Raw genomic sequence first — 25099 nt, 5'->3', positions numbered from 1 at the left:
GTAAATATTTTCTACACAAAAAAAGAACCACTAGTTTAAGACTCTAGTGATTCTTTATGCATATGTTTCTCATTTCTAGCAAATGGCATATACAAGATTAGACATCCTATAAACGTAGCAACTTCTAATGAAATAATATAGTACGGATGCGGGCCTAACATATCAAGCAATGAAGCTGTTTCAGGTTTGTGTGCTAAAAACATATAGTTCCCACCTGTTTTGTAATTGACAAACGAAACGATTGGAATCAAGGCATTTAAAAAAATCATAGTACGCTTAATTGATTGAAATGTAGGTCTATACCCTTCCACCCACGTCATAAAGAGCGGCGCCCATATTAATAGTACATGTGCAATGAAATATTCTATAAAACGAAAATGTGGGAAAGCATACTGTAAATTCGGTGTTAAGATCGCCTGTGATGCCCCAATAATCCCAGTAAAAAAGACAATCTCATATATTTTGTAACTTTTCGTAATAACCATTACTGTAGCTAATAGTAGACTAATTGTACATAACTCAAGTGGTAATGATGTACTTAACTGAAAAATCCCAGCTTTCACTTGCCATACATCAAGTCCGATTTCACTTCCAATGAATAAAAAAGCAATTGTATATCGAACTCCTACGTTCCATTGTTGCTCACGAAGTACGTCTTGATAATGGTAAAGAAAATAAACTCCTACACCGATAAGAAAAAGTATAATGGCATGTTGTTTTGAATACGGAACAAATGCCTCTGATGGAAATGCTCCAAAATACGCCTCCATATTCCTCACTCCTTTCCTTCATACAATATTATTGTAAGAAAGAAAAGGCGCGTCAAACAATTTGCTTCACCTTATTAACTTCCTCGTTTTCTAAACATAACAAACCTTACAAAACTGTAAGACTATTGTAAGCTAAAACGATTTGTCACATTTCTCCTCTCTTCTATACTAAAAGTAGATACAAAAACGAGCGAAAAGGTGATAAATAGATGAAGAAGAAAAATAAAGTGATCATTACTGGTTTAATAACAATTGGGATTGCAGCGGGTTCATATTTTGCTTTTGCTGGTGGCGGTTCTGACGTAGCTATGGCATACAGCAGCTATAAAGTAACAGAAAAACAAATTGAAAATGCACAAAAATTTGGTGGCGAAGTCATTCCAAATGGAATCGAAACAATCGCATTTGACCCATCAAAAGGTACGTATGAATTAGCTGTAGAAAAAGGTGCTGAAGTCAAAAAAGGACAGCTACTCTTTAAATACAATGATCCTACTATGAAGTTAGGTGTAACAGAAGCAGAAATGCAAAAGAAACTTGCAAATAAAGAAGTTGAATTATTAAACAAACAACTAAATGCAGCAAAACAAAAGCTGCAAAAAGATAAAAATGCTGGTTCACCTGGAGAGATGTTAAGAGCAACAGAAACTGAAATCATACAACTTGAATCACAACTGGAAATGAAAAAGTTTGAAGTTGAAAAAGCTGATCAAATGATTCAAACGAGCAAAGAAAAACTCACTACACTTTCTGTAACAAGCCCTACTGATGGCGTAATTGAAGAGATTGCAAAGAACGCTGATGAAAAAACAGGTATGAGCGGCATTACGTTACGTCACGCTGGTCCATTAAAAGTAAAAGGACAGCTATCAGAATATGAACTAGCTAACGTAAAAGTTGGGCAAGAAGTAACTGTCACATCAAAAACTGTACCAGGAAAAACATGGACTGGAAAAGTCACAGAAATTGGCACAACACCAGTAAAAAGCATGGATGAAAACAAGACCGTTTCTAACTATCAATTTATCGTTACATTAGATAATAATGAAGAATTGCAAACTGGATTCCACGTATACGTAACAAGTAAATCTGGCGCAGCAACTGGTATAGTCGTTCCAAAAAGCAGTATCGTGAAGAAAGGCGATAAAAATGTTGTATTCGTCATCCAAGACGGAAAAGCAAAAGAACAAGCGGTTACTGTTGAATTTGAAACAGATAGCGAAGCAAAAGTTTCTGGTGTCAAAAAAGGGGACCAAATCATCTCTAAACCAGAAAAAGACTTAAAAGATGGCATGGAGGTTAGTGCCCAATGATTGATTTAAAAGGCATCACGAAATCCTTTCAAAACGGTGAAGAAACAGTTCAAATCTTACACGGTATTGATGTAACTCTAAATCAGGGCGAATTCACTTCTATCATGGGACCATCTGGTTCTGGTAAGTCAACATTAATGAATATTATCGGTTGCTTAGATAAACCGACAGGTGGTACGTATTCATTAGCCGGACAAAACATTTCAAATATGTCTGAAACAGAACTAGCTCATATTCGAAATAAAGAAATCGGTTTTGTATTCCAAAACTTTATGTTACTCCCTCGCCTAAATGCGATGCAAAATGTAGAATTACCTCTTATTTATGCTGGTGTAGATAAAAAAGAGCGCCGTGAACGCGCATTAGCTGCACTGGAAAAAGTAGGTTTAGCAGACCGCTCAACCCACTTACCAAATGAATTATCTGGCGGTCAAAAACAGCGTGTTGCTGTTGCCCGTGCGATTGTAAACAATCCGAAATTTATTTTGGCCGATGAGCCTACTGGTGCACTTGATACAAAGACAAGTAAACAAATTATGGATCTCTTTTACGAATTAAACAAACAAGGCTCAACAATCATTATGATTACTCATGATCGAGAAATTGGGGAAGCGGCAGCACGCCAAATTGTAATTCGTGACGGAAATATCGTCCAAGATTGGAGAGGTTAATTTTGAACACAAGTGAAAATATACGCATGGCCCTTTCCTCTATCTTTGCTCATAAAATGCGCTCTATATTAACGATGCTAGGAATTATTATTGGCGTTAGTGCGATTATTACCATCATCTCAATTGGTGATGGTACGAACGCTAAATTCCGTGAACAAATTGGGAAAGAAAAGAAAGATCAGTTTTCCGTAAACTACACAACTGAAGATTATTCTGATATGGACGGAAAAATCTCCGCCAGCATGTATGAAAATATCTCTAAAATCCCTGGCGTACAAGAAGTATATCCAGATGTAAGAGGGAAAGAAAAAGTATATGCAGGAAAAAAAGAATTAGACCTTGATATCACTGGCGCAAAAGGTGATTACTTTGAAGATACTTCTCGGTTCGTACTTGAACACGGCAGATTGTTTACGGCAGCTGATTTAGATAAACCTCAGCACACAATCGTATTACACAAAGATGCATTTGATAAATTATTCTCTTCATGGGAATCAAACTTGTATGTTGATATAAAAGGTACTCCCTATAAAGTAATTGGTGTATATTCTAACAAATCAACAGCAATGATGGGTGGCATGGAATTTAAAGAAGGTGCTATCTCGGCAGAAAACTGGCCTGTATTATTCGGCAAAAACAACTATGATGGTATTACAGTCAAACTTGCTCCAGGGCAAGATAAGAAAACTGTGCAAGATGCCGTTGTAAAATCGTTAAATGATGCGAAAAAACCAGAGGATGCAGGGAAGTTTGAAGTACCAGATCCAAAAGAAATGTTAAAAGAAATCGATAGCTTCACAGGTATTCTAAAAAGCGTATTTGGTGGCATCGCTGCTATTTCCCTACTCGTTGGTGGTATTGGTGTTATGAATATCATGTTAGTATCTGTAACCGAACGTACGCGTGAAATTGGTATTCGTAAAGCACTCGGTGCAACGCGTGGGAAAGTATTAATGCAGTTCCTAATTGAATCTTGTATTCTAACAGCACTAGGCGGATTCATCGGCTTCTTGCTCGGTATTTTCTTCGCTTGGATTGTTGCGATCTTTGCAGGGTGGCCGCTCGTTGTTTCTATAAAATTAGGTTTAATCTCAGTCGCATTATCGATGCTAATCGGTATTCTGTTCGGATTACTACCAGCTAACAAAGCTGCGAAACTTGATCCGATTGAATGTTTACGATATGAATAATAGAAAAGGCCATCATGTATACATGATGGCCTCATACCTATAAACATATTATTTCTTACACACAAATCCAAACTTATCCCAAGCTTGTAAATAATCTAATAAGAAGATTTCTTCTTCTACAACCCGGCCAACTACGTTCGTTTTCCCTGTGTTAACCATATCTTTTAAAGCGATTTGCAATTCTCCTTTATATTGACCATATTGTTCGTTATCAATAAGAATGTCACCACGTTTAATTTCTCTTGTGTTATGCGGTTTAAAGTCTTCTTTTTTATATTTCACACGACTTTGTGTAGAACGAATCATATATTCCGATACATCCCCGCGATAAAAATGAGGTTCTTCTAGGACAATTTTTCGTTCTAACTCTGTTGTTGTATCATAAATTTCCACATCAAATGTTTGTTTTTCTTTGTTTATCTCTCCAACTGCTTTTAACTCTGCTTCTGATGCATATGCATTCGCAATAATTACATCATCAATTAGTTCTGTCGTAAATAAATGTTTTGCCTGCGTTGTCATCGGTAATTCACGATGTTGTTCTAACGTACATAAACCTTCTGTTACTGGCCATGGACCATACGTTGCATCAAATGACGAAATAAAAGCTGCTGTTCTCATTCCATAATCCTTAAATTGTTTTGAACATTTTATAAAGTGCTCATAAGAAAGACCTGAATAGCGATGTGGATAGAAGTTATGACAACCAATTAAATTTTCGCGGTTCGGACGATGACTCATAATATTATCAACATATTTCGTACCGTTACTCATATTAATCTCAATTTTCAATCCGTACGGGTTATATGTCATAATTGACTCTTCTAATCCTGAAAATCCAACGTCTAGTCGAATGCCGTATGCACCTAATTCGTGGAAAAATGAAAGGTCATTATAAGAAATACCAAGCTGTTCAAAAACGGCTGGACTAATATCAACAAGTACTTGGAAACCTAATTCATTCGCATGTGCAATCGTTTCCTTAAACTCTTCAACAATCTTCTCTTTTTCTCCATCGACTGATAATAAACATGTGAATACACGTGTAAAACCGTATTGATGCGCTAATGTTAAATATTCTTTATCTTTCTCTACTGTAGAATGTTCTGGATAAATAGAAATGCCTAATCGTCTCATGCGTATGCGCCTCTTTCTTCTTCGTTTTGTAAACCTTTTCAAATATACGTAGTAAAATTGTATAAAGTGCCTTCTGCTTTACCACTCATTTGAATCCGCTTTCTTTTTAGAGAAAAAAAGTCTCTATCAATCATAACAACTAGCAGACTATACATCTATACTTTACTATTTTTTCGGCAATTTGTGTAGTAATTACACAAATTTGTAAATTTTTTCGCATAAAAAATTGTTATATCATTTTAGTTCACCTTTCTTGACTGTTACATTGACCACTACATATACTCGAAAGAACAGAGAAAAAATATTTAGGGGATGAATATATGGGAGAAGCAGCACTCGTAAAACGAGAACCATTATGGACAAAAGAATTTATTGCGCTCATTTTCGCAAACTTATGTATGTTTTTAGGGTTTCAAATGTTAATTCCAACGCTTCCTGTTTATGTGAAAGAAATTGGAGGCACAAGTTCAAACATCGGATTTGTCGTTGGAATGTTTACTGTAGCAGCTTTAATTGTTCGACCATTCACTGGAAATGCACTACAAAAATTTAGTAAAAAACTCATTTTAATGACTGGAACTGCCATTTGCCTACTTGCTATGGGGAGCTACTTGTTTGCCTCTACTATCTTTCTTCTTCTCGCTGTTCGTATTTTACACGGAGCTGGTTTTGGGATTACAACAACAACATATGGGACTGTAGTATCCTACTTAATTCCGGCATCGCGGCGCGGTGAAGGAATGGGGTATTTCGGCCTCTCTGGAACGATTGCTATGGCACTTGGGCCTCTTATCGGACTATGGCTCATGCAAACGTATAACTTTACTATTCTTTTTTTATGTGCGTTATCTTGTACAGTCGTTTCTTTAATCCTTACAAAACTTCTTCAAATCCAAGCGAATGAAAAACCGGTCCGCCAAGCACATGAAACGTTTTTAGATGGATTTATCGAAAAGAAAGCTTTACTTCCTTCATTATTAATACTATGTATTACATTAATGTACGGAGGTATTGGTAGTTTCATTACGTTATTTGCCGCGCAAGTCGGTATCGCTGATATTAGCCTTTTCTTCTTATTTAATGCTCTTGCTATCGCAGTAACACGACCTTTCTCAGGTAGACTATATGATGTAAAAGGACATACATTTGTTATTATTCCTGGTGTGATCTTAACATTTACAGGAATTATCCTATTATCGTATACAACGACAATCCCGAGTTTAATTATTGCCGCAAGCTGCTACGGAAGTGGATTCGGTGCTATTCAGCCAGCCTTACAAGCATGGATGATTGACCGTGTCGATTCCCATCGCCGCGGCGTTGCTACCGCAACATTCTTTTCGGCATTTGACCTTGGCATTGGAGCAGGTGCGATTATATTCGGATTCATCGCACACTTTACAGATTATGCAACAGTGTATCGTTATTCCTCTGTATTACTTATTGCCTTCCTCTTCATTTACATTATAAATGTACGAAAGCAAAAACAGCTGGATAAAAAACATGAAAAAGCTGCTGGATAAACCAGCAGCTTTTTATCTATTTCGATGATACTTTAATTTTGTTGTCACATTATCCCCAAAATAAGTTTCAGATCCATACTCTCCAACAGCAACTACTTTTGTCGTTAACAACACTTTATCTCCAGCTAATTGGATTGTCGCTTTTTGCAGCACGTTACTTCTTATGTTTGTAAATGAAAATGTTCCAACTCCATTGTTATCAAACGTAACAAGAGGCGCCTCTTGTGCTCCATCCGGCTTGGCATTTCCACAATCTCTCGCTTTTTGTCCATGCATTTGTGCACCTAATTGAACTTTCGCTACATTTTTATCAGTAAACTGCAGTATAGCAAAAATTCCATTTCCACAATAATCATCTGAATCTGTCCAAGTACCATCATACGATGTAAAGTCTTTTACTTGCACTACTTCTTTTTGGACATCTTCCTGCGGTTCAGGTTTCGATTCATTTTTCTTTTCCGGTTGCTCCGTTGTACTTTGTTTTTGGCTTTCTTTCACGTTAAAAACTACTTTCAACGGCTTTCCAATTTCTGACCCATCTGCTTTTTTCACTTTACTTGTTACAAATACTGTATATGTACCTTTTTGCTTCTCTTTATCCTTGGATTCAATAATAAGTTTTGTACCATCAATTTTTAATTTTGTATCCACCTTAGCATTTTCTTCATCCATTACATAGACGGATTCAGCTGTTACTGTACCTGGATCAATTTTATGTTTTAAATCAATTTCCATTGGATCTTGAGCAGTAATAGATGCCTGTACTGGAACTTCTTCAAATTGATCTTCCTTTGTCACCTTCTTTTCATTGGCAACTTTCGTATCATCCTGTTTTTTTTCCGAATCGCATCCTGATAAAATCGTTCCACATAATATAAGTAATATCATGAAAACAGTAGATATATGTTTCATTATTTTCTCCCCCACCTATCTTTAGTGTTTAACCTTATTATAAAATCTTTAAGTCAGATTTCTCTTTTCAGAACCAACTTATATTATAACAACTTCATAAGGATATATAAATAATCAAATGATAGATTTTCAAGACATCACGCATCGTATATGAACAAACGATTACACCGATGAAAGTTAACTTCGATTCGCATATTTTTCTAGCATCAACTCCAGAATATACAATAAGCTTCGCAATCGTATGTTGTTTCTTTACAAAATAATCCTATATATTCCCTCAAAACCAATTAAATCCAGGTTGTTTTTTAAATAAATGTAAACTTTTTATCCTTTTGTAAATTTAGTGTAAATTTTATAAGTAAACCGTTTACAGTTAATCAACTTTTAGTTAATAATTACACCGTACATGAAATTTAAGGAGTGAAATGTGTGGAATTAAATGTTCAAGACATGATCTTCCAGTTTATTGGTGGATTAGGTATTTTCTTATTCGGGATTAAATACATGGGAGACGGACTGCAACAAGCAGCTGGTGATCGCCTCCGCGACATTCTCGATCGCTTTACAACTAACCCACTTATGGGCGTACTAGCAGGTATGTTAGTTACTGTACTCATTCAATCTAGTTCAGGAACAACTGCTTTAACAGTTGGACTTGTAAGTGCTGGATTTATGACACTAAGACAAGCAATTGGTGTTATTATGGGTGCGAATATCGGTACGACCGTTACAGCATTTATTATCGGAATTAAAATCGGAGAATATGCTCTTCCAATTATGGCAGTTGGGGCAATCTTACTATTCTTCTTTAAAAATAAAAAAGTTCAATCTCTCGGACAAGTCGTGTTCGGATTCGGTATGTTATTCTTCGGTTTAGAATTAATGAGCACAGGTATGAAACCTCTTCGCTCTTTAGAATCATTCCAAGAATTAACTATTAGTATGAGTAACAGCCCAGCTTTAGGAGTTATCGTAGGTACGGTCTTTACATTAATTGTACAAAGCTCAAGTGCAACAATTGGAATCTTACAAGAATTATTTGGTCAAGGTGCAATCGATTTAAAAGCAGCTCTACCTGTACTATTTGGTGATAATATTGGAACAACAATTACAGCTGTATTAGCAGCGATTGGTACTTCTATTGCAGCAAGACGAGCAGCATTAGTACACGTTATCTTTAACATCGTTGGTACGATCATCTTTACAATTTTATTAGTACCATTTACAAATTTAATTCAATATTTCCAAACATCATTAAACTTAAATCCAGAAATGACAATTGCTTTCGCTCACGGGACATTCAACGTAACGAATGCGATTATTCAGTTCCCATTCATCGCAGTGTTAGCATGGATTGTAACAAAGATTATTCGCGGAGAAGATGCTGCGATTGACTTTAAACCACAGCACTTAAATCCAATCTTTATTGAACAATCTCCTGCCATCGCCTTAACAGAGGCACAAAAAGAAATTATTCGTATGGCAGAGTTCTCATTACACGGACTAAAAGAAGCAACTCTATTTTTAAATACAAAAGAGAAGAAACATGCTGATATGGCAGCTCAATTAGAAGGTGCTATTAACAACTTAGATAGAAAAATTACCGATTATTTAGTATTACTTTCTGAAAAACCACTTTCACCAATGGATTCAGAAAAGCATTCTGTCTTGGCATCTGTTGTCGGTGATATTGAACGAGTTGGAGACCATGTAGAAAATGTTGTGGAGCTTGTTGACTCTCAAATTTCTAATCGCGTCACACTATCAGATGAGGCAATGGCAGAACTAAACGAAATGCTTGAACTAACAACTTCAACATTGCAAGATGCAATTCATGCTTTAACAAACTTTGATACAGCACTTGCACAAACAGTTATTACAAAAGAACGTAAAATTGATCAAATGGAGCGTGTGTTACGTAAACGCCACGTACTACGCCTAAATGAACGTAGTTGCTCAGGTGATGCAAGTATCATTTATGTTGATATGGTAAGTAACTTAGAGCGTATCGGTGATCATGCTGTAAATATTGCAGATGGCGTTTTAGGAGAACAAGGAAAATTCGCTTTAAAACAAACACTATAAATAGAAGAAGACGATCTTAATGATAAGATCGTCTTCTTCTATTCTTACAAATTTCAGATGATAGAGAGCCTTTGCCAAGTGAAACAAAAAGAAAAAACAAGTGCATAATAGCAGCGACTTATATACTTACAAATCAAAATGAATGTATAGTACCTAATCTTGTAGTACATTTTTCATTGGATCTTCTGTACCTTGCGTTGGATGAGGATATACTTCAATCCAATTCGAAAAGCTTGTGATATGCTGGCGAACTACATTTGTAAATTCATCTTTCAACTTTGGCTTATCTTCTAACTCTGGTAGCATTTCTCCTATCATTCGGTAATAATGATTTTTTTCACGCGAATTTCCGATAAATGTCCATTCAGGTTCTAATGATTCTATATTCCCCTGCCCATCAAGAACAATCCCTACATAAAATACATCGTAATATTTTTTATCACTTAGCTGATATTGAACAGCAAATACCTTTTTAAATCCGCCTAAATTCGTTTCCTTTACTCTATGTTTTGATACCCAGCTAGTAGGAAATTTTATAGAAAAACGATATTCTTCATTCACATACATGTTTTTCAATTGAAGTTCTTTCTGCCGTTTTCTCTCGTCTTCAGCTGCCTGGAATGTAGCCAGTTTTTCTTTCACCGGTATCAGTAATTTGTTCGCTTGTTCACGCTGACTATTTACAATTGGTTTATTCTCCGAAAGAGTGATTACTTCTTCTAACGCATGTGCAGCATCACCATACTCACTTTTCTCTATCAATTCCTCCCCTCTTTTCAATGCTTCATTCACTTCTTTAATAACCTTCTGCTCACCTTTTATTTCCTCTTCTAACTTTGTAGCTTCTTTTTTAACAGATTCCATGCCATTTTTTTCATCTTTTACATTTTGTAATAAAACTAGTGTTTCATCATACTTTTGCTCTTCTTTTGTTTGTATTGCTTTTGACATGTTTTTCGTCTGCTTCAATAATGTTTTAATATTTTCATCATCTTTTTCCTGCAAAGCAAGTTCAAATGTCGCAATCGCTTTATCATATTCCCTGCTTTCTATATATCCTTTCCCCTTTTCTACCGCTTGATCAAATGCATTATTACTACATCCCATAAGTAATAATGCCAGCCCAATTAAAAATAAAACTTTTTTCACATACATATTGATTCTTCCCCCCAAAAAACTTATCTCCTCTTATTTCCAATACCATCCAAATAGCTTCAGACAACAATATATATTTTAATAAACGACTTTCATAATATATATACTTTCGACAAAAAAAGACATGATAAAGAAATAAACTATTTCTCTATCATGCCTCACATTTAAATATTATAATAACGTCACGATCGTTCTTCCTTTTAATTCTCCTTGCAATATACGTTCAAATTTATCATTTAATTCTTCCAATGTGCATTCTGTCGTATAGGATAATAAGTTTAGATTTTTCCACTCATCCCCTAACATTGACCAAATCTGCTTCCTTACTGTCATTGGGCATTGTACAGAATCTATTCCTAACAAATTGATACCACGCAAAATAAATGGATATACAGAAGCTTTAAATTCATGTCCCGCAACGTTACCACACGTCGTTACACTGCCTCCGTATTGCACAATCTTTAAAGCCGTCGCTAATGTATTTCCACCAACTGTGTCAATTACACCCGCATATATTCCTTTTAACATCGGTTTTCCCGATTGATCATTCATTTCATCGCGGTGAATAATCTCTTTCGCTCCTAAATGAAGCAGCATTTCTTTCTCTTCCATTTTTCCAGTTGCAGCTACAACCTCATATCCTAATTTTGCTAAAATACTAACTGCAACACTTCCAACTCCACCTGTTGCTCCTGTCACAAGAATGTTCCCCATGTCAGGTGTAACTCCTGATAACATTAACTTATGTACAGACAAAGCTGCTGTAAAACCTGCTGTTCCATACATCATACTCTCTTTCAAAGAAAGTCCTTCTGGTAACGGAATAACCCATGATGCAGGGACGCGGATATATTGACCAAATCCACCAGAGGTATTCATTCCTAAATCGTACCCCGTTACAATTACTTGATCACCTTGCTGGAAAGAATAATTACTACTCATAATAACCTCTCCTGCCGCATCAATTCCTGGTGTATGTGGATACTTCCTTGTAACTCCCTTATTTCCAGTAGCTGAAAGAGCATCCTTATAATTTAGTGAGGAATAATGAACACGTATTAATACTTCTCCTTCAGGCAAATCTGTTATCTCTCTCTCAACAAAAGTTCTTTCAAATTGATTTTCTTCCTTTTCATTTATAAGAATTGCTCGAAATGATGTATGATTCATTATGTCTATCTCCTTTACTCCTAACAAAAAGTCTTTCTACTTCATTATATTAGACTTATAGAAAGTCATATAATCTTCCTCATGAACATATTTCAACAAATCTTACTTCTTTATTATTTTCTCATAGTATATATTTCTATTTTCAATACAACAGATTATACTTGTTCTATTGCTCAATCCTCTAAAATCCAATTTGCCAAAGATCTAAAAATCTGATTTTTGGCAAAATAAATTGAATTTTTGCGAAATGTAAATGATTTGTAATGTTTTTTTTCACTAAATTTCATTATAATTAGGTGATATGAGTGTCGTATTTCAATCCAAATGAAGGAGTATAAGAAATGGATCAAAACCGATCTTTACAAGAAAATACACGAAATGGGAAGAAAAAACTAAAGAAAAAAACAAAAATCATTATAAGTGCCCTTTTATTATTTTTAGTAATAGGAGGCGGCTATACTTGGTTTTTAGTAGATAAAGCATCCTCTGCTGTTCGAAATGCTATTCATGATTTAGCACGTGGTGATAAATCAGATTTACGTGATAAAGCCGTTAAGCCTATTTCTAATAATGTATCTGTATTAATAATGGGTGTTGATGAAAGTGATGTACGTGGTAAAAAATACGGTCCAGCGGTAAGAACAGATGCAATGTTACTTGCAACTTTTAATAAAGATAGTAAAACTGTAAAACTTTTAAGTATCCCACGTGACACATATACTTATATCCCAATAGAAAAGAAAAAAGATAAGATTACTCATGCACATGCATATGGTTCTGCTAAAAATGGAAAAAGTGGTGGACCTCAAGCAAGTATTGATGCAGTAGAAAAATTACTGAATGTACCCGTTGATTACTTCGTAAAATTCAACTTTAATTCATTTATAACAATTGTGGATGATTTAGGTGGCATTGAAGTAGATGTTCCTGTTGAATTTACCGAACAAGATAGCCACGATAATGCTGATGCAATTCACTTGAAAAAAGGCGTTCAAAAATTAAACGGTGAAGAAGCTCTTGCTCTTGCTAGAACACGCCATATTGACAGTGACGCTATGCGTGGTCAACGTCAACAGCTTGTTATTGAAGCTATTCTGAAAAAAGTAACAAGCCTTGATTCTGTAACAAAAGTAGGCAATATTATTGATGACATTAATGGGCAATTCGTTACAAACTTAACATTTGACGATATGTTATCATTCTATAAATACGGGGCAGATTCTTCAATTGAAAAATTACAACTCAACGGTGAAGATTGCTACATGTCACCTGGCGATAAAGAATGTGGCCGTGCAAGTGATGGTGGCACATATTATTATGTACCAGTAGAAAAAGACTTAGAAGATTTAACAAACCAACTGCGTACTCATCTCGGATTACCTGCGTATAAAAAAGTTGATTCTGATGATAGTGACAGCAACAAAAAAACAAAAGATACAAATAGCGATGCAGACACAGAGACTACATCGAATGAAGAAACAAAAGATACAAAACAGGATACTGATAATCAGCAAAATTCTTCTAACAAAAAAAATAACAATAGTGATGAAGATACAGAAACTACATCAAATGAAAATGAATAGAAAAACGCGGCTCTATAGAGCCGCGTTTTTCTTATTTATCCTGCTATTTTAGAGCCCGATTCGTGAAGGTTGATTAACGTTTCACCTTATTCTAGCCTTCTATCTATAATAGATTATTAAAAATTCTAACTTTTTAAACTATCAATTTCCATATCTTTAAATTATAATAAAGGGTAGATTTATATTCTAATTAACAGGGGGCAAAAACATATGAAAGCCGCAGTAAAACATAACGTTTCAGACTTTAAAGATTACCTAAAATCCAATGAAATACATATGGAAGAAAACATAGATGAAAATGATGGCTCTGTCTTTTTCTCAGTAAACTTAGAAACAGAGAGCGGTGCAAAAGTTCGTCTTATCGCTGCCTTTCATAACGAGCATCCTACTGTCGATATATATTGCTTCAATGTCGCTCAAGTTCATGATGCAGCTAAGAAAAGTGAATTATTGCCTGTGATCAACGATTTAAACACAGCATATCGATTTGCAAAATTTACAATTAGTAAAGATGACTCCATCACCATTTCAACGTCCCTTGTATTTACCGAACCATACTTTAACCCTGCTCTTGTATTTGAACATACGAGACTACTATATAAAGCTGCGAATGATGAGTATGAAAATTTAATGAAGCTTATTTGGGCTTAATAATGAAACGCCACTGAAGATCCAGTGGCGTTCTTACATTCTCCTTAAGATATCTACACTTCAAAAAAAACATATTACAATGCAATATCTACCCAAATTTTAATAGATGTTGAAACAATCAATATCGCTAATATCCACTGCAATACGTTTTGATTTAACCTCTTCCCCACACTAGCTCCAAGTGGTGAAGCAAGTAAACTTGCAATCGCAATCGTGATAGACGGTAGCACCACTACTTGTCCTGTAGTTACTTTTCCAATCATAACCCCGATAGATGAAATAAACGTAATTGCTAATGAAGTGGCAATTGTTATACGTGTAGGGATTTTGAGAATGACAAGCATAATTGGCACAAGTAGAAATGCACCACCAGCTCCAACAATACCAGAAGAAGCACCTACGATAAATGCTAAAACGCTAGCTAATCCTTTATGATACGTCAATGTTTCTAATGAGAGATCACTCTTATTCCTTTTCGGAACAAACATCATAATAGCTGCTACTGTAGCTAAAACAGCATATACAATGTTCACTTGCCCTTCCTCTAATACTTTTGAACCTAAACCACCAACAAAACTCCCTACTAAAATACTCGTTCCCATATATAACACCAATGTTTTATTTATATAACCACTTTTTCGATAAGCCCACACACCTGCAAACGTTGCGAAAAACACTTGAACAGCTGTAATACCACTTACTTCATGTGCCGTATAACCAGTAAACCCTAATAGCACCGGAATATATAAAATCATTGGATAATTAATAATGGCACCACCAATACCAACCATCCCCGAAATAAATGAACCAACAAAGCCAATAAGAAAGATTACAATTATAAAACTGAAGCTCATCTTTATTTTTCTCCCCTCTAACAAGAAGGCGTTCTGTCATTACCCTAGATAAATAAATTCACATTCCCCTCAGAAGCATCTGCTAAATAAGCTGCTACACCAGCGAATTCAACCTCTTCCATAATCTCTTCTTCTTTTAACCCTAATAAATCAACTGTCATTTGACAAGCTATAAGCTTCACACCTTGCTCTTTTGCCATATCGATTAAATCCGGAAGTGGCATTGCGTTATGCTTTTTCATAACATGCTGTATCATTTTAGGACCCATACCCGCAAAGTTCATTTTAGATAAGCCCATCTTATCTGCACCACGTGGCATCATCTTTCCAAACATTCTCTCTAAGAAATTTTTCTTTACTTTTATATATTCATCTTTCCTAAGCGCATTTAACCCCCAAAAAGTATGAAAAATCGTTACTTCTTGATCATACGCTGCTGCACCGTTCGCAATAATATAAGCTGCCATCGCCTTATCGTAATCTCCGCTAAACAAAACGATCGTTGTTTTTTTCTTGTTCTCCATGTTAGCTCCCTCGCCTCTATATACCTACATGGGTATTCTATAAAATATACGAAACCCTTTATTTATAAAAGCATTATATAGTATTATTCTATTTTTCCTTCCCATTCTAACATACCACCAGCCATATTTATCACTCGAAAACCATTGCTTTCTAAAAACTGTGCAGCTCGTGAGCTCCTCCCGCCGGAGCGGCATACCATAATATATTCTTTGTTTTTATCTAATTCATGCATGCGAAATTCCAATAAACCAAGTGGAATATGAAGAGCTCCTGGAATCTTACCTTCCGCCACTTCTTCTACTTCACGAACATCAATCATATTTAACCTTTCAGCGTTCATCAATTTATTTTCTAGTTCTTTTGCTGTCATTTCTTTCATTTGTCATTTCCTCCTTAATTCCTAGTATTCATGCCACCTGAAACATTTGTAATATGCTGAAAACCTAGTTTCTTTAAAATTTTTGTTGCTTGTTTACTTCTCATCCCACTTTGACAAATCACGATTACTTCTTTATTTTTATCTAATTGACTCGCTTTGTTAGCTAGTTCATTTAACGGGATGTTACGAAAACCTTTCATATGATTTCCTCTATATTCACCTGATGTACGAACATCAATAAATTGTTTATGCTGTTTACCTAGTATACTTTTTAATTCTTTTCCAGTTATATTTTTAACACCTTTGACTGGTAAGAATCGAGAAATAAGAAACCCACCGACAAGCGCGATTAAAATTACATTTAATATTGTATTTCCATCCATATAAACAACCCTCTCCTCCACTGGTTATGAATTGCTTACGCCTTCTGAATCCAGAACTTCAATACGCCATCTTCTTCTGTTTGGTGTAATACTTCATGACCACCTGTTTTTGACCATGCTGGAATATCCTTAATTGATCCTTTATCTGTTAAATGAACTTCTAATACTTCTCCTGATTGCAAAGCCTCCATTGCTTTCTTCGTTCTTACAATCGGCATTGGACATGCTAACCCTTTTGCATCTAATACTTGTTTTACATTCATAATCTATACCTCCATTTTTTATATCTACTATTTGAAAACTGTAAACTTAATCATGCACCGCACAACGATTTGGGCCAATTTCCATTTCGTGTTCTTCTTCTGTGCTTGGATTCAATTTCCCCATATTCGTTTGGCGAATTTCTTGATATGCGTTTGGCTGAGGCGGTAAATTTTCTGTAACGATTTTACGAAACTCTGCCTCATCCCCAATATTTAAACCTGCATTACTTTCGAATAAGTCTTGTAACTTGGCACTAACAATGCCTCTCTCATCCATTTCACTTATCTTTGAATAATGAGCTGGCAATACAATTAAATCTTGAGATAATCCTTTATAACGTTTATATAAAGTGTTACGTAAGTCACTTACCCAATCTTCCGCCTTTCCTGCAAGATCGGGGCGACCGATAGAATCTACAAATAAAATATCGCCTGATAAAAGATAAGCATCGTCTACAATAAATGACGTACTTCCAATTGTATGTCCTGGTGAGTAAATGGCTTCAATATCAATTTTCGTCTCTCCTACTGTAATAACAGCACCTTCTACAAGAGGCTCATAAGAGAACACAACTTCTTCTGCATCTTTTGGAGGTAACCAATACGTACCGTTCACTTTCTCGGCTAGCTTACGTCCACCAGAAATATGATCTGCATGTAAATGCGTATCCATCACATTTGTAATGACAGCTTCTTGCTCTTTTGCAAACTCTTCATACGTCTCAATTGTTCGTGCTGCATCAATAACAGCTGCTTCTCCATTTGAAATCACCATATAGGACAAACATCCTTTTCCAAGGCGATTAAATTGATATATACTTCCGCCGTCTTTTAAATCTCCTACTTTCACCGGCTTTACATATTCACTCCAAGCCTTCATCCCGCCAGCTAAATAGTAAACATTATTCAAGCCAGATTCTACAAGCTGTTCCGCCACGAACTTAGAAGATCCTTCTTTCGCACATACAACAAGAATATCTTTTTCTTTTGGCAACTCTTCCAAGATGCCCTCTACGCCTTCTAATAAATCAAAATATGGTTTATTCATAGAAGAAATTTGCTTCCCTTCAATTTTCCAATCCATATAATCAACTTCATTACGTACATCTAAAATATATAATTCTTCAAATAAAACTTTCTCAGCAACATCCTTTGCTTGTAATGATAGAACACTCACTACCTTACCCCCTACGGTATATTTTTGTTTAAAAAAATTTTCATTCCTTCCTAACACATTCTGTAGATTCTTCACCTAACACCAGCATACATATACCTGTACGGGTATGATAAAATGTTTTTTAAAATCTGTCAACGCATTCGTTTGACAGATTATCTACTTTTCACAAGTAATTGTACAGCCTCTTTAATTAAATCTTCATTAGATGTATCACCTTTTGCAAATTGTTCTCGCAAACAGTTTTCCAAATTCGTTCCTACAATTAATCCAATTGTACGATCCATAGCAGAGCGTGATGCTGTTAATTGTGTAATTACCTCTTTACAATCCTTTTCCTCTTCAATCATTCGAAGTACACCGCGAACTTGCCCTTCAATACGCTTCAATCTATTTTTGATATCTTGATTATATTCCAACGTACAATCACCTCGGTAATATTATGTTGTAACTTTTTCTAACTTATAACAACATATTATACCCTACAGGGTATAATGTAAACCCCCTTTTTTAAAAAATATCGTTTTCATTTGTAGAAATATATGCCAAACCGCGTAAAACATTAATATACAACGCGGTTTGGTAACACTGTGCCATACAACTTAAATCCACCGTCTACATTTTTCACAGTATATCCTTTTTCCATTAATATACGTGCAGCAACATATCCTCTCATGCCAAGTTGACATGTAATATATACTTCTTTATTTAACGGTACTTCATTTAATCTCTCACGCAATTCGTCTAATGGGATATTAACAGAACCTTTTATCATCCCTTGTTTTAGTTCATTAGGTTCACGAACATCAATTAAATAGCCACCGTTTTTGACAATTTGATCAATTTCATGCCACTGTACTGTATCTACAAGCCCTTCAATTATATTACTTGCAGCATACCCCACCATGTTTACTGGGTCTTTCGCAGAAGAATACGGCGGCGCGTATGCAAGTTCTAAATCCGGTAAATCCATTACTTTTAAATGAGCTTTCATCGCCGTTGCAATGACATCAATACGCTTATCTACACCGTCACGTCCAACAGCTTGCGCACCATAAATTTCGCCTGACTCTTTATTAAAAATCAATTTTAATAAAACAGGGTATGCATTCGGATAATAACCAGCATGAGAATTCGCTTGTACATGTACTACCTCATAGGGTATGTTTAAATGTTGCAATACCTTTTCATTTACTCCCGTTGAAGCAACTGTTAATTCAAATACCTTCGCAATCGATGTTCCCATCGTTCCTTTGTATACAGATTCTGCACGTTCATGAATGATATCTGCCAATAGACGCCCTTGTCGATTTGCTGGCCATGCTAACGGGATCATTGTTTCTGTTTCCGTTACAAAATCTTTCACTTCAATCGCATCACCAATGGCATAAATAGACGAATCAGAAGTTTGTAGTTTTTCATTTACTTTAATTGTCCCGCGTACTCCAAGTTCTAAGCCTGCTTCTTTTGCTAAAGGGCTCTCTGGTTGGACACCGATAGATAGAATAATCATATCTGTATTGATTTTCAAGCCGCTTTTTAAGCGTACGACTGCCCCATCTTCTTCAAAAGCCTCTACCCCGTCCTCCAAAATGAGCTGAACACCATGCTGTTTCATATGTTCATGTACATATGCGGCCATTTCATAATCAATTGGTGGCATGACTTGATTATTCATCTCAACAAGCGTTACATCAATCCCTTTTTCTCTCAAGTTCTCGGCCATTTCGACACCAATAAATCCGCCACCAATGACAGTCGCATGGCGTGGCTTCTTCTCGTCAATATATCCCTTAATACGATCTGTATCTGGTACATTTCGCAGTGTAAACAAAGCTTTTGCTGTTTCAATTCCCGAAATAGGTGGCACAATTGGTTTAGATCCTGGTGAAAGAATTAAAACATCATAAGATTCTTCGTATGTTTCATTTGTCATTACATTTTTCACAATAATTGTTTTTTCTTCTTTATTAATCTTTATCACTTCACTTAAAATACGAATATCTAAATGGAATCGCTTTGACATCTTTTCAACTGTTTGCACCAATAACTTCTGTCTCTCTTGAATCACACCGCCAATGTAATATGGCAATCCGCAGTTTGCAAACGAAATATATTCGCCTCGCTCAAACATAATAATTTCATCCTCTTCACTCAAACGACGAAGACGTGCTGCTACTGATGCTCCGCCGGCAACTCCACCGACTACAACGATTTTTTTGCTCATATTTTCCTAACCTCCATAACTATCTTTGATTACTACTACGGATATATATAAACTCCAAATTACATATACCCGTATAGGTATATAATAAACATAAAAAAATAGAATGACAATATATAAACCTCAAACTTTATACTTGTTCACCAAATTGAAACAAACTTGGTATAAAAAAGCCACTGGTTTATTCCAGCGACTTTACACATATTTCTATCATAAGAACATATTACGCCTGCTTTTAGCTTCGCCAATTCGTTTGAAATAACATCATTTATTTTAAGTAAAATTTAGAACAAGAGCTCAGATTATTTCTAAGCTCCTACTATTGCCACTAGACTCTTTTTTATTCCACTACGTCCCCAATTTATTTTAATTATTGTATAGCTCCATAACTCTGTTCACTACCAACTCAGCAGTATTTTCTTCTGGTGGCATTAATAAGTTTGTAATAGGTCCATACACTACAGGATTTAATTCCACTTCATATCCTCCATAAGTATATTCCTCTTTCGTTGGTAAATAACCTATATAACCATTCGTATATCCACCAAAGAAAGCTCGTTCATTGTTTAGACTTTCTTTAATAGCTAACGCTGTTTCTGAGAAAGGTTCCATCGGTATGCCCGTGAATGACCCCTCATTGATCCGAAATAATTGAATTTCCAAATCAATTGTTAACTGTCTAATATTCTCTTTATGCTTAGCTACAACGACATTAACCCACTGATCTGTATTCACCCCCCATTGTTTTTTAGCCAGTAGCGCCATTCGTTTTATCTCTTCCATTTCAGGAATATCCTTTAATTTCATTTTCATTGTAGTTGAAATAGTTTTTAGCTCTGAAATTAAGTTGTAAGTAACTGTTGGTAACATAGTTAAGACACTGCCACTCAATATGTAAGCCATTTGTTTTAACGCTTCCTTAGAACCACGATATTTTGCATTCACATTCCCAGCTGCCCCCTGAACAATCGTTACGGGACAGTTTAATGTTTGTTCTAGAATCTCCCTTGTTAAGCCAGGATAATCAGCTGATAATCTATCACTATCTGACTTTAAAACGTTAGGATGGGCAGTACAAAAGACAATGACTCCCATTAAGTTCTTTGTTTTGTAGTTTCTAATTGCTAGAACGCCAATTCGTTTGTCTACAACACCATTTTCATTTATACCCATTTTCGCTTTTCCATCAGATGTTCTTTCTCTTCGATTTACTCCTATTTCACCCGTCGTTACGTTCCAACCCACTTCAGATAATTGCATATTATCATTCGCTAAAACGGCTCCTTTGATTACATTCGTAATTAAAATCTTTTTATAAGACTTTACTAATGGATCATCGCCAACTGTTTCGGGACCAGAATGAGTATGAGTATAAACAACCGTGATGTTTTCAAATGGAACATTCAGCTCATTTGCTACTTGTTCGCGAATGATTATTGTATCTTCTATTAGCATCCCTATATTATCAATGCTAATAAATACCGTCTTTGCTTGATGATTTGCAAACACGTATATGGTCGCATAAATGCGTTCTTCAATATTACGAATACCCGTTTCCCTATGATATCCAATAAAATCAATACCTAAAGGAGGTGTAATATCCACCTTACATACCCCTACTTTACTCACTTGAACCTCTCCAGTCCTCTTTGTAATTTTTATATCTTACTTAGTTAAACTCCCTTTAAAATAAAAAACAAATCTAAACAGCCAATACTATTATCACATACAAACTTAATCATTTCATTAAATTACCAATTCAAAAAAGCCGCTGATCCCAGCGGCTTTACACATACTTCCGGTGCACCATCTTCCCATCATAAGAAAACACAACACCTTTATTCTCCACAAACGATTCCATATGAACTGTTCTTCCCCATAGCTGATGAATATACGGCAGCACTTTCTCTAAGTATTTTAAATCAAGTTCAATTCCTTCATAACAATGTTTAATATACAATTCACCGTTCTTTAAATGGTCTCCATCTTCCACTACTAAGTATGGGAATCCGCCATTTGTTCTCATATTAACGAGTTGATCACGAACGTGTTCCCACTCTTTATCAACGACTTTGTACTCTTTTCCTTGGCGCTGGAATAAGTACATATCTTCTCTCATCACTAGCTCTTTATTTAAGTAGTTTCGTAGGAACGATACATCCCATTCGATTTCCCGCACTTCAAAGATTTTTTCACGGCCTGATCCTGGCTTTACGCCCCTGCGTTTCATCTCTTCCGTTGGATTATTGTAGCGTTCTTCAATATCTTCAAATACTTTAATACCAAGGTAGTATGGGTTAATGCTTGTTTTTGATGGCTGCACAACTCCTGCATTTAATTTCGCAAATTCGATCGCTTCATCTGATGTTAAATCCATTTCACGAAGTATGCGCTGATGCCAGAACGAAGCCCAACCTTCGTTCATGATTTTCGTTTCTAATTGCGGCCAGAAATACAACATCTCTTCTCTCATCATTGTTAAAATATCACGTTGCCATTCATCTAGCTCTCTACTATATTGTTCAATAAAAAGTAGTAAGTCCTTCTCTGGCTGTGGTGGGATTTTTTTTCTTTTCCGTATATTAGGACGTTCTTTCTTCGTATTTCTATCATCTAAATTCCATAAATCGTCGTACTGTGATACTTTTTTCTTTTCTACTTCTTCCTCTACATCATCCATACTCCATGCGAGTTTTGGGCGCATAAGTGACGGATCTATGTGCTCTTGAATAGCGAGCACTGCATCTAAAAATGTTTCCACCTCTTCTTTTCCGTACTTATGCTCATATGCTTTCACACGATCAGCAGTTGCCGCCATACTCTCCACCATGTCTCGTTTCGTATTCGAAAAACGAATATTATTTTTGAAAAAATCACAGTGCGCTAAAACGTGCGCCACGATTAATTTATTTTGAATTAAAGAATTTGTATCTAATAAAAAGGCGTAACATGGATCAGAGTTAATAACGAGTTCATAGATTTTACTCAATCCTAAATCGTATTGTAATTTCATTCTGAAAAATTGCTTTCCAAAACTCCAATGCGAAAATCTCGTCGGCATCCCATATGCACCAAATGTATAAATAATTTCCGCTGGGCATATTTCATAACGCATCGGATAAAAATCAAGCCCAAACCCCGTTGCAATTTCAGTAATTTCAGCAATTGCATATTGCAGTGCTTTATCATCACTAGCTCTCATTATTTTCCCTCCTTACACTTTCCCTTAAGACAGTGTATGAGGAGAGCCAAGCTTTCATGAGAAATGATGAAAAATAGATAGTCTGTTATTTTCTTTTACCAGTAATCTTCTTCATAATCATATGAGAGAAGCTGCTTTTCATAACAACGCTGACACATGTTATGGGGATAATCCCACGGCATATGTGTTTGACAGGATTTACACTTTTTCCGATGTTTAATTAAATGTTTCCTTAAGTATTCATCGATTCGTTCTGCCATTATTGTTCGTTCACGCTCCCATATTTGCGCCAATGTTCGTTGGTTACTGCGATATAAGAAAATAACATGCAGTCCCATGCTTTTATAAGAAAGTTCCATCTCGTCTAAAGAACTTGTTTTCTGCATAGGCTCTGGCCATTCTTCTTTTCTGACGATCGCATACAAAGTTGCCCGCCACTGCTTTACAAGACCTCGCTCATGAGCTGCAAATGGAAGATGCAGTACTTCATATAAATCAGGCAAACTCATACGCTGTTCAATCTCACTTCCTTTGATTAGCCCATATAGTTGCTTTTCTTGTATAAGAGTGACTTTTTGTGTTCCAACCGGCGCTTCAAACTCTTTCCACAAACGAAAGAATTGCCCCATATCACAAGAGTATCGAGTAAACCTTTCAAGAAGCTCTCGTGTCGGTGAAATCGTAAATCTTTCATGCGGTATATCAGATGTACGCAGTAACTTTTTCATTTGTCTACGCCTTTGACAAAATAGTACTTTTCCAACATCGTACATTCCTTTACGTCCAGCTCGTCCTGCAATTTGCTTTACTTCTTGTCCAGTCAACAACCGGCGCATCTTCCCATCAAACTTTTCACTTTCTAAAAACACAATACGTTGAATAGGGAGATTAAGACCCATACCAATTGCATCTGTTGCCACAAGCACAGTTGTTTCTCCCCTTTGAAAACGTTCTACTTGTTGTTGGCGTGCTTCTGGAGGCATACTCCCATATATAACACTTACAGATTTATGAAGCATTTTGAGTTGTGCAGCGCTTTGTAGTACACGATTTTTAGAAAATACAATAAGCGCATCTCCAATTTCTACCTTTTTCATAGAAAAACGCTTCTCTTCAATCTTTAATGGTGTAAGTCTCTCATATTCATGAATAATAACTTCTTGTTCTACTAGCAAATGTAATAGTAACGGCTTTGCATCAATACTTGCGACTACATGCACTTCGCGGGCACGACTCTTCATAATAGCGCGATACCAAGCAAATCCCCGGTCTCGATCTGTAATCATCTGCGCTTCATCAACAACGATGACATCATATTCTCGATTGGTTTGTAACATTTCAACCGTACACGATAAATGAAATGCTTCCGTTACAATGCGTTCCTCCTCTCCCGTCTGTAAGTTACAGGGAATACCTTCCGCATTTAATAACTCATATACTTCTAAAGCCAATAGACGAAGTGGCGCTAAATATACTCCTGTATTTGCTTCTTTCAACCTAGCAAGAGCTGCATGTGTTTTCCCTGCATTTGTTGGCCCAATATGCAAATGATATTTAGTATTGTGCGGTGGTTCATAGTTGTAATAGGCAGCTAACACTTCATTTTTCAAAAACGCTTCCTTTGGTTCATCTGATCTCTCTTTTCTTGCATCTTTCTTTTTCAAAATTACATCTTTCATCATATAAAACCAACCCTTCTTTGTTTTTTCCCAAACTAAAAGTGGCATACGACGTAATCGGTTGTACTATAACGTACATCCCTCTTTTTATTCAATTACATATGAAAAGTTACTAAAAAATGATGGGTGTTAAATAAAGGATGTTAGAAGTAGTTTTATTTGTGGACCTACTTGTGAGGATATTAAACGCAATAAGAACATTCGTTCCTATTATAGAATAAAACATGAACTACAAAGTTGCAAGATAATTTATTAA

General features: G+C 35.8%; 23 protein-coding genes. 7 read left to right on the top strand and 16 right to left on the bottom strand.

What is annotated here, in order from left to right; translation table 11 throughout:
• Window positions 1-35: 35 nt before the first annotated feature.
• Window positions 36-770 (bottom strand): TIGR02206 family membrane protein, encoded by a 735-nt coding sequence (locus CN373_RS00390; RefSeq protein ID WP_098358595.1) that lies wholly within the window; start codon window positions 768-770, stop codon window positions 36-38.
• A 209-nt stretch (window positions 771-979) separates the two neighbouring features.
• On the opposite strand from CN373_RS00390, the gene CN373_RS00385 reads away from it, so the two are divergent.
• The 3 genes from CN373_RS00385 to CN373_RS00375 are packed head-to-tail and all read left to right on the top strand — an operon-like array spanning window position 980 to window position 3944.
• On the top strand, window positions 980-2083 hold the full coding sequence (locus tag CN373_RS00385) for an efflux RND transporter periplasmic adaptor subunit (RefSeq protein WP_098358594.1): 1104 nt from the start codon (window positions 980-982) through the stop codon (window positions 2081-2083).
• The gene (locus CN373_RS00380; RefSeq protein WP_000566238.1) at window positions 2080-2754 is read left to right on the top strand and encodes an ABC transporter ATP-binding protein; all 675 of its coding nucleotides are present in this window, start codon (window positions 2080-2082) and stop codon (window positions 2752-2754) included. The genes CN373_RS00385 and CN373_RS00380 overlap by 4 nt, the downstream gene beginning before the upstream one ends.
• A 26-nt stretch (window positions 2755-2780) precedes the next feature.
• A complete protein-coding gene (locus tag CN373_RS00375) occupies window positions 2781-3944 on the top strand; it encodes an ABC transporter permease (protein ID WP_002055842.1) in 1164 nt (387 codons plus the stop codon).
• A gap of 48 nt (window positions 3945-3992) precedes the next feature.
• Here the strand turns inward: CN373_RS00375 and CN373_RS00370 are convergent, their stop codons facing one another.
• On the bottom strand, window positions 3993-5081 hold the full coding sequence (locus CN373_RS00370) for a DUF871 domain-containing protein (protein ID WP_098358593.1): 1089 nt from the start codon (window positions 5079-5081) through the stop codon (window positions 3993-3995).
• A 320-nt stretch (window positions 5082-5401) separates the two neighbouring features.
• Here CN373_RS00370 and CN373_RS00365 point away from each other — a divergent pair, with 320 nt between their 5' ends.
• Window positions 5402-6604 carry an MFS transporter gene (locus CN373_RS00365; protein ID WP_098358592.1) on the top strand — a complete coding sequence of 401 codons (1203 nt, stop codon included), beginning with the start codon at window positions 5402-5404 and terminating at the stop codon, window positions 6602-6604.
• Window positions 6605-6616: 12 nt separating this feature from the next.
• Here the strand turns inward: CN373_RS00365 and CN373_RS25425 are convergent, their stop codons facing one another.
• Window positions 6617-7516 carry an Ig-like domain-containing protein gene (locus CN373_RS25425; protein ID WP_165770716.1) on the bottom strand — a complete coding sequence of 300 codons (900 nt, stop codon included), beginning with the start codon at window positions 7514-7516 and terminating at the stop codon, window positions 6617-6619.
• A gap of 429 nt (window positions 7517-7945) precedes the next feature.
• Between CN373_RS25425 and CN373_RS00355 the strand changes: the two genes are divergently transcribed.
• Window positions 7946-9601 carry a Na/Pi cotransporter family protein gene (locus CN373_RS00355; protein WP_000422611.1) on the top strand — a complete coding sequence of 552 codons (1656 nt, stop codon included), beginning with the start codon at window positions 7946-7948 and terminating at the stop codon, window positions 9599-9601.
• Between the two features lie 153 nt (window positions 9602-9754).
• Here CN373_RS00355 and CN373_RS00350 read toward each other — a convergent pair whose 3' ends face one another.
• The gene (locus CN373_RS00350; protein ID WP_000289376.1) at window positions 9755-10756 is read right to left on the bottom strand and encodes a hypothetical protein; all 1002 of its coding nucleotides are present in this window, start codon (window positions 10754-10756) and stop codon (window positions 9755-9757) included.
• A 171-nt stretch (window positions 10757-10927) separates the two neighbouring features.
• On the bottom strand, window positions 10928-11926 hold the full coding sequence (locus CN373_RS00345) for a YhdH/YhfP family quinone oxidoreductase (RefSeq protein ID WP_001016954.1): 999 nt from the start codon (window positions 11924-11926) through the stop codon (window positions 10928-10930).
• A gap of 341 nt (window positions 11927-12267) precedes the next feature.
• Between CN373_RS00345 and CN373_RS00340 the strand changes: the two genes are divergently transcribed.
• The gene (locus CN373_RS00340; protein WP_000372626.1) at window positions 12268-13509 is read left to right on the top strand and encodes an LCP family protein; all 1242 of its coding nucleotides are present in this window, start codon (window positions 12268-12270) and stop codon (window positions 13507-13509) included.
• 210 nt (window positions 13510-13719) lie between these two features.
• A complete protein-coding gene (locus CN373_RS00335; RefSeq protein WP_000642370.1) occupies window positions 13720-14160 on the top strand; it encodes a T3SS (YopN, CesT) and YbjN peptide-binding chaperone 1 in 441 nt (146 codons plus the stop codon).
• Window positions 14161-14234: 74 nt separating this feature from the next.
• Here CN373_RS00335 and CN373_RS00330 read toward each other — a convergent pair whose 3' ends face one another.
• The 11 genes from CN373_RS00330 to CN373_RS00280 form a co-directional block, all read right to left on the bottom strand.
• Window positions 14235-15014, bottom strand: coding sequence for a sulfite exporter TauE/SafE family protein (locus CN373_RS00330; protein ID WP_000010348.1), 780 nt, complete (start codon window positions 15012-15014; stop codon window positions 14235-14237).
• Between the two features lie 44 nt (window positions 15015-15058).
• Entirely contained in the window at window positions 15059-15538 is a 480-nt protein-coding gene (locus CN373_RS00325; protein WP_000428258.1) for a DsrE/DsrF/DrsH-like family protein, read from the bottom strand.
• 83 nt (window positions 15539-15621) lie between these two features.
• Window positions 15622-15918 (bottom strand): rhodanese-like domain-containing protein, encoded by a 297-nt coding sequence (locus tag CN373_RS00320; protein ID WP_000661805.1) that lies wholly within the window; start codon window positions 15916-15918, stop codon window positions 15622-15624.
• A 14-nt stretch (window positions 15919-15932) separates the two neighbouring features.
• Window positions 15933-16301, bottom strand: coding sequence for a rhodanese-like domain-containing protein (locus CN373_RS00315; RefSeq protein ID WP_111901913.1), 369 nt, complete (start codon window positions 16299-16301; stop codon window positions 15933-15935).
• Between the two features lie 35 nt (window positions 16302-16336).
• A complete protein-coding gene (locus CN373_RS00310; RefSeq protein ID WP_001101363.1) occupies window positions 16337-16564 on the bottom strand; it encodes a sulfurtransferase TusA family protein in 228 nt (75 codons plus the stop codon).
• Window positions 16565-16610: 46 nt separating this feature from the next.
• Entirely contained in the window at window positions 16611-17741 is a 1131-nt protein-coding gene (locus CN373_RS00305; RefSeq protein ID WP_098358591.1) for an MBL fold metallo-hydrolase, read from the bottom strand.
• Between the two features lie 152 nt (window positions 17742-17893).
• Window positions 17894-18157 (bottom strand): metal-sensitive transcriptional regulator, encoded by a 264-nt coding sequence (locus CN373_RS00300; protein ID WP_000456200.1) that lies wholly within the window; start codon window positions 18155-18157, stop codon window positions 17894-17896.
• Window positions 18158-18300: 143 nt separating this feature from the next.
• On the bottom strand, window positions 18301-19965 hold the full coding sequence (gene cdr / locus CN373_RS00295; protein WP_098358590.1) for a CoA-disulfide reductase: 1665 nt from the start codon (window positions 19963-19965) through the stop codon (window positions 18301-18303).
• Between the two features lie 363 nt (window positions 19966-20328).
• On the bottom strand, window positions 20329-21591 hold the full coding sequence (locus tag CN373_RS00290) for a neutral/alkaline non-lysosomal ceramidase N-terminal domain-containing protein (protein WP_098358589.1): 1263 nt from the start codon (window positions 21589-21591) through the stop codon (window positions 20329-20331).
• A 157-nt stretch (window positions 21592-21748) separates the two neighbouring features.
• A complete protein-coding gene (gene spoVR / locus CN373_RS00285; RefSeq protein ID WP_001202705.1) occupies window positions 21749-23164 on the bottom strand; it encodes a stage V sporulation protein SpoVR in 1416 nt (471 codons plus the stop codon).
• Window positions 23165-23259: 95 nt separating this feature from the next.
• Window positions 23260-24846: a helicase-related protein gene (locus CN373_RS00280; RefSeq protein WP_165771886.1), complete on the bottom strand. Its 1587-nt coding sequence runs from the start codon at window positions 24844-24846 to the stop codon at window positions 23260-23262.
• Between the last annotated feature and the right edge of the window lie 253 nt (window positions 24847-25099).

The sequence above is a fragment of the Bacillus cereus genome, from assembly GCF_002561295.1.
GTDB classification, from domain to species: domain Bacteria; phylum Bacillota; class Bacilli; order Bacillales; family Bacillaceae_G; genus Bacillus_A; species Bacillus_A cereus_S.
This window is presented reverse-complemented; position numbering and strand designations above follow the sequence as displayed.

Coding starts and splice junctions, on each gene's coding strand:
- CN373_RS00385 (WP_098358594.1), top strand. CDS start 980: ATGAAGAAGAAAAATAAAGTGATCATTACTGGTTTAATAACAATTGGG.
- CN373_RS25425 (WP_165770716.1), bottom strand. CDS start 7,516: ATGAAACATATATCTACTGTTTTCATGATATTACTTATATTATGTGGA.
- CN373_RS00320 (WP_000661805.1), bottom strand. CDS start 15,918: ATGAAAGAAATGACAGCAAAAGAACTAGAAAATAAATTGATGAACGCT.
- CN373_RS00310 (WP_001101363.1), bottom strand. CDS start 16,564: ATGAATGTAAAACAAGTATTAGATGCAAAAGGGTTAGCATGTCCAATG.
- CN373_RS00330 (WP_000010348.1), bottom strand. CDS start 15,014: ATGAGCTTCAGTTTTATAATTGTAATCTTTCTTATTGGCTTTGTTGGT.
- CN373_RS00325 (WP_000428258.1), bottom strand. CDS start 15,538: ATGGAGAACAAGAAAAAAACAACGATCGTTTTGTTTAGCGGAGATTAC.
- CN373_RS00350 (WP_000289376.1), bottom strand. CDS start 10,756: ATGTATGTGAAAAAAGTTTTATTTTTAATTGGGCTGGCATTATTACTT.
- cdr (WP_098358590.1), bottom strand. CDS start 19,965: ATGAGCAAAAAAATCGTTGTAGTCGGTGGAGTTGCCGGCGGAGCATCA.
- CN373_RS00280 (WP_165771886.1), bottom strand. CDS start 24,846: ATGATGAAAGATGTAATTTTGAAAAAGAAAGATGCAAGAAAAGAGAGA.
- CN373_RS00315 (WP_111901913.1), bottom strand. CDS start 16,301: ATGGATGGAAATACAATATTAAATGTAATTTTAATCGCGCTTGTCGGT.
- CN373_RS00345 (WP_001016954.1), bottom strand. CDS start 11,926: ATGAATCATACATCATTTCGAGCAATTCTTATAAATGAAAAGGAAGAA.
- CN373_RS00375 (WP_002055842.1), top strand. CDS start 2,781: ATGGCCCTTTCCTCTATCTTTGCTCATAAAATGCGCTCTATATTAACG.
- CN373_RS00335 (WP_000642370.1), top strand. CDS start 13,720: ATGAAAGCCGCAGTAAAACATAACGTTTCAGACTTTAAAGATTACCTA.
- CN373_RS00340 (WP_000372626.1), top strand. CDS start 12,268: ATGGATCAAAACCGATCTTTACAAGAAAATACACGAAATGGGAAGAAA.
- CN373_RS00390 (WP_098358595.1), bottom strand. CDS start 770: ATGGAGGCGTATTTTGGAGCATTTCCATCAGAGGCATTTGTTCCGTAT.
- spoVR (WP_001202705.1), bottom strand. CDS start 23,164: ATGAGAGCTAGTGATGATAAAGCACTGCAATATGCAATTGCTGAAATT.
- CN373_RS00365 (WP_098358592.1), top strand. CDS start 5,402: ATGGGAGAAGCAGCACTCGTAAAACGAGAACCATTATGGACAAAAGAA.
- CN373_RS00370 (WP_098358593.1), bottom strand. CDS start 5,081: ATGAGACGATTAGGCATTTCTATTTATCCAGAACATTCTACAGTAGAG.
- CN373_RS00380 (WP_000566238.1), top strand. CDS start 2,080: ATGATTGATTTAAAAGGCATCACGAAATCCTTTCAAAACGGTGAAGAA.